Origin of the sequence: Kineococcus glutinatus, assembly GCF_039542765.1 — a bacterium.
In the GTDB taxonomy this organism is placed as follows: Bacteria; Actinomycetota; Actinomycetes; order Actinomycetales; family Kineococcaceae; genus Kineococcus_A; species Kineococcus_A glutinatus.
This window is the reverse complement of the sequence record NZ_BAABIL010000162.1, coordinates 1-5383: the sequence shown is the minus strand read 5'-3', so window position 1 is coordinate 5383 and position 5383 is coordinate 1. Positions and strand designations below refer to the sequence as shown.

The following is a 5383-nucleotide window of genomic DNA, read 5'->3' as shown; positions in this document are numbered from 1 at the left end:
CCGTGCTGCTGCGCCTGCTGCGCACCCACCTGCGCCCGCACCGCCGCGCCCTCGTCGCGGTGGTGCTGCTGCAGCTGGTGGGCACGCTCGCCTCGCTGTACCTGCCGAGCCTGAACGCGCACATCATCGACCGCGGCGTCGTGCGCGGCGACAGCGCGCTCATCCTGTCCACCGGCTCCTGGATGCTGCTGGTCTCGCTCGTGCAGATCGCCTGCTCCGTCGCCGCGGTCCGCCTGGGCTCGGCGGCGGCGATGGGTTTCGGCCGCGACGTCCGGTCGGCGGTGTTCTCCCACGTGCAGCGGTTCTCGGCGCGGGAGGTGTCCCGCTTCGGCGCCCCCTCGCTCATCACCCGCACCACCAACGACGTGCAGCAGGTGCAGATGCTGGTCCTGACGAGCTGCACGATGCTCGTGACCGCGCCCATCATGTGCGTGGGCGGCGTCGTCATGGCGCTGCGCGAGGACGTCGGGCTGTCCTGGCTCCTGCTGGTGAGCGTGCCCGCCCTCGTGCTGTCGGTGGGGGCGCTCGTGCGGCGGATGGTGCCGGGGTTCCGGGCCATGCAGAGCTGCATCGACGCGGTGAACCGGGTGCTGCGCGAGCAGCTCACGGGGGTGCGCGTCGTGCGGGCCTTCGTCCGCGAGGAGGAGGAGACCCGGCGCTTCGCGGCCGCCAACCAGGCCCTCACCGACACCGCCACGGGCGTCGGCCGGCTGCTGGCGCTGATGTTCCCCGTCGTGCTGCTGGTGCTGAACGTCTCCAGCGTGGCGGTGCTGTGGTTCGGGGCCGGGCGCGTCGACTCCGGCCGGATGGAGATCGGCGAGCTCACCGCGTTCCTGATGTACCTGATGCAGATCCTGATGTCGGTGATGATGGCCACCTTCATGGTGGTGATGGTGCCGCGGGCGTCGGTGTGCGCCGAGCGCATCGAGGAGGTCCTCGGCACCCGGCCCTCCGTGGTGCCGCCCGCCGAGCCCGTCGCGCCCGCCGCCCGGCGCGGGGAGGTGGAGCTGCGCGACGTGGAGCTGCGCTACCCGGGCGCGGCGGCGCCGGTGCTGCGCGGGGTGTCGCTGCACGCGCTCCCCGGCCGCACCACCGCCGTCATCGGCAGCACCGGCGCGGGCAAGACCACGCTGCTGTCGCTGGTGCCCCGGCTGCTGGACGCCACCGGCGGCAGCGTGCTCGTCGACGGGGTGGACGTGCGCGAGCTGGACCCCGAGGAGCTGTGGAACCGCATCGGGTACGTGCCGCAGCGGCCGTACCTGTTCACCGGCACGGTCGCGAGCAACCTGCGCTACGGGCGCCCCGACGCTCCCGACGAGGAGCTGTGGGAGGCCCTGGAGGTGGCGCAGGCCCGCGACGTCGTCGAGGAGATGCCCGGGGGCCTGGACGCGCCGGTCGCGCAGGGCGGCACGAACCTCTCCGGGGGCCAGCGCCAGCGCCTGGCGATCGCGCGGGCCCTGGTCGCCCGCCCCGCCGTCTACCTCTTCGACGACTCCTTCTCCGCCCTCGACCTGGGCACGGAGGCGCGCCTGCGGGCGGCGCTGGCCGAGCGCACCCGCGAGGCCGCCGTCCTCGTCGTCGGCCAGCGGGTGGCGAGCGTCGCCGGCGCCGACGAGATCGTGGTCCTCGACGCCGGGGAGGTGGTGGGGCGCGGCCGGCACGCGGAGCTGCTGCGGACCTGCGCGCCCTACCGGCAGATCGTGGCGTCGCAGCTGACCGGGGCGGTGGCCCCGTGAGCGGGCGCGCGGCGCAGCCGGTCGCGAAGGGCCCCGCCGCACCCGCCCGCCCGGTGGGCCCGCCGGGCGGGCGCCCACCGGTGGGCGGCGGCGGCCCGTTCCGGCAGCTGGGGATGCCGGCGGAGAAGGCGGTGTCGTTCGGCCCCTCCGCGCGCCGGCTGCTGGCCCGGTTGGCCCCGGAGCGCTCCCGCGTCGTGGCGGTCCTGGTCTTCGCGGTGGCCAGCGTGGCGCTGGCGGTGGTGGGCCCGCGGATCCTGGGCCGCGCCACGGACCTGGTGTTCGCCGGCGCGGTCGGCTCCCGCCTGCCCGCGGGCACGAGCACGGCCGAGGTGGTGGCGCAGCAGCGCGCGGCGGGCCACGACGACCTCGCCGCCATGCTGGAGCGGATGGACGTGGTGCCGGGCCGCGGGGTCGACACCTCCGCCCTGGCGCGGGTGCTGCTGCTGGCGCTCGCCGTGTACGCCGCGGCGTCGGTGCTGGGGTGGGCGCAGGGCCACGTCCTCAACGGCGTCGTGCAGCGCACGGTGTACCGGCTGCGCGAGGACGTGGAGGCGCAGCTGAACCGGCTGCCGCTGCCGTACTTCGACCGCCGGCCCCGCGGGGAGCTGCTCAGCCGCGTCACCAACGACATCGACAACGTCGCGCAGTCGCTGCAGCAGACGATGAGCCAGCTCGTCACGTCGCTGCTCACGGTGGTGGGGGTGCTGGCGATGATGGTCGTCGTCTCCCCGCTGCTGGCGCTCGTGGCGCTCGTCGCGGTGCCGGTGTCGATGGTGGCGACGGTGCGGATCGCCAAGCGGTCCCAGCCGCTGTTCGTGCGGCAGTGGGCGGCCACCGGGGCGCTGAACGGGCACGTCGAGGAGGCCTTCACCGGCCACGACGTCGTCCGGGTGTTCGGGCGGCAGCAGGAGGTGCTGGCGGTCTTCGAGGAGCGCAACGACGAGCTGTTCCGGGCCGGCGCCGGGGCGCAGTTCGTCTCCGGGCTGATCATGCCGGTGATGGTGTTCGTCGGGAACCTCGGCTACGTCGCGGTCGCCGTGGTCGGCGGGCTGCGGGTGGCATCGGGCGCGATGAGCCTGGGCGACGTGCAGGCGTTCATCCAGTACTCGCGGCAGTTCACGCAGCCGCTGGCGCAGGTGGCGTCGATGGCCAACCTGCTGCAGTCGGGGGTGGCGTCGGCGGAGCGGGTGTTCGAGCTGCTGGACGCCGAGCCGCAGCGGCCGGACCCGGTGCAGCCGCAGCGGCCCACCGCCGCGCGGGGCCGGGTGGCCTTCGAGCACGTCTCGTTCCGCTACGAGGCCGAGCGCCCCCTGGTCGAGGACCTGTCGTTCGTCGCCGAACCGGGCCACACGGTGGCGATCGTGGGGCCGACGGGCGCCGGCAAGACGACGCTGGTGAACCTGCTCATGCGCTTCTACGAGCTGGACGGCGGGCGCATCACCCTGGACGGGGTGGACGTGGCGGCGATGCGCCGCGACGAGCTGCGCTCCCGCATCGGCATGGTGCTGCAGGACACCTGGCTGTTCGGCGGGACGATCCGCGACAACATCGCCTTCGGCCGGCCGGGCGCGAGCGAGGCGGAGATCCGGGCGGCGGCGGAGGCCACGTTCGTCGACCGGTTCGTGCGGGCGCTGCCCGAGGGTTACGACACGGTGCTCGACGACGAGGGCGGTGGGGTCAGCGCGGGCGAGCGGCAGCTGCTCACCATCGCCCGCGCCTTCCTCGCCGAGCCCTCGCTGCTCGTGCTGGACGAGGCGACGAGCTCGGTGGACACCCGCACCGAGGTGCTGCTGCAGCGGGCGATGGCCGCGCTGCGGGCGGACCGGACGAGCTTCGTGATCGCCCACCGGCTCTCCACGATCCGCGACGCCGACCTCATCCTCGTCATGGAGTCCGGCCGCATCGTGGAGCGCGGCGGCCACGACGAGCTGCTCGCGGCGGGCGGGGCCTACGCGCGGCTGCACGCCCGGCAGTTCGCGGGCGCCGGCGGGGACCCGGGGGCGGCCACCGCGGCGCCACCCGGCGGCGGGAGGGCCGGGCCGGGCGGGTGAGGCGGTCGCGCCGCGTGCTCAAGGGCGGCGGCGCCGCCGCCGATGCCGGTGGGACGAGGACGCCACCCGGACGTCCCTCCGCCTCGTCGTGTGGAGCGCCACCGTGCCCGAGAACGCCGTCACCCGCTTCATCGCGGACCGCAAGGTCGGTTCCCGCATGCTGGCCCTCGTGGTCCTCACCGCCCTGGTGGCCGTCGTCGTCGGCGTCGTGGGCCTCGGAGCGGTCGCGAGCACGAACGCGCAGGCGCAGGCGCTCTCCGAGGACACCGTCGCGGCCCTGGTGGCCCGCGGGCACGTGCACCAGGAGCAGCTGAAGTCCCGGATGCTCGCCTCCTACTACGCCGGCTCGCAGGACGCCGGGACGCGCGCCACCTACCTCGACAAGATGGCGGGCACCGACGAGGACCTCGATGCGGCCGTCGCGCAGTACGAGGCGCTCGGCATCGACGAGCAGGCGGCCGACTGGGCGGTGTTCACCGAGAAGATCGCCGAGTTCCGCCGGATCCGCGACGAGCAGCTCGTCCCGCTCGTCGACGCCGGGGACATGACCGCGTACCAGCAGGTCCGCGACGAGGTCGCGCAGCCGGTCATCTCCGACATGGCCGACGCGCTGGACCGCGTCGAGGAGCACGAGACGTCCCAGGCGGCCGCCCGCGCCGCCGAGGCGGACCGGGCGCACCGCGCCGCGGTCGTCGGGGTCGTCGCGGCCCTCGCGATCGGCCTGGTCCTGGCCCTGGGCGTGGCGGTCTGGCTCAGCCGGATGCTCGTCGGTTCGCTGCGCGCGGTGGCCGCGACCGCCGACGCGATGGCCGAGGGCGACCTCGGCCACGAGCTGCACGTGCGCTCGCGCTCGGAGCTGGGGCAGATCGCCGACTCGCTGCGCCGGGCCCAGCAGGGCATGGGCCAGGCGCTGCGGACCATCTCCGGTTCCGCCGACGCGCTGTCCAGCTCCGCCACCCAGCTCAGCGGCGTCTCCGCGCAGATCTCCGCCTCCGCCGCCGAGGCCTCCGGGCAGGCCGGTGCCGCCGCGTCCTCCGCCGGCCAGGTGTCCTCCAACGTGCAGACCGTCGCGGCGGGGGCCGAGGAGATGGGCGTGTCCATCACGGAGATCGCGCACAACTCCGCCGAGGCCGCCCGCGTCGCCGCCGAGGCCGTGCGCGAGGCGCAGGCCACGAACGACAGCATCACCCGCCTGGGGCAGTCCTCCGCCGAGATCGGCGACGTCGTCAAGGCCATCACGGCGATCGCGGAGCAGACGAACCTGCTGGCGCTGAACGCCACCATCGAGGCGGCCCGGGCCGGGGAGATGGGCAAGGGTTTCGCGGTGGTGGCCGGCGAGGTGAAGGAGCTGGCGCAGCAGACCGGGCGCGCCACCGAGGACATCGCCCGGCGGGTCGCGGCGATCCAGTCGGACACCACGGAGGCCGTGGGCGCCATCGGCCGCATCGCCGTCACCATCGAGCGGATCAACGACATCCAGACGACGATCGCCGCGGCCGTGGAGGAGCAGACCGCCACGACCGCCGAGATCAGCCGCAGCGTGGTCGACGCGGCCGCGGGCGCCCAGGAGATCGCCGGCAGCATCAACGGCGTGGC

General features: G+C 74.9%; 3 protein-coding genes. All 3 read left to right on the top strand.

What is annotated here, in order from left to right:
* Positions 1–2: 2 nt before the first annotated feature.
* On the top strand, positions 3–1736 hold the full coding sequence (locus ABEB16_RS06985; RefSeq protein WP_345711537.1) for an ABC transporter ATP-binding protein: 1734 nt from the start codon (positions 3–5) through the stop codon (positions 1734–1736).
* Positions 1737–1849: 113 nt separating this feature from the next.
* Positions 1850–3787, top strand: a complete 1938-nt coding sequence (locus ABEB16_RS06980) for an ABC transporter ATP-binding protein (RefSeq protein ID WP_345711538.1) — start codon at positions 1850–1852, stop codon at positions 3785–3787.
* A gap of 103 nt (positions 3788–3890) precedes the next feature.
* Positions 3891–5383, top strand: a 1493-nt coding sequence (locus tag ABEB16_RS06975; protein WP_345711536.1) for a methyl-accepting chemotaxis protein, incomplete at its 3' end; no start/stop codon positions are given.

What these genes read in the sequence shown, in the direction of transcription:
- ABEB16_RS06980 (WP_345711538.1), top strand. Translation starts at nt 1,850, where the DNA reads ATGCCGGCGGAGAAGGCGGTGTCGTTCGGCCCCTCCGCGCGCCGGCTG.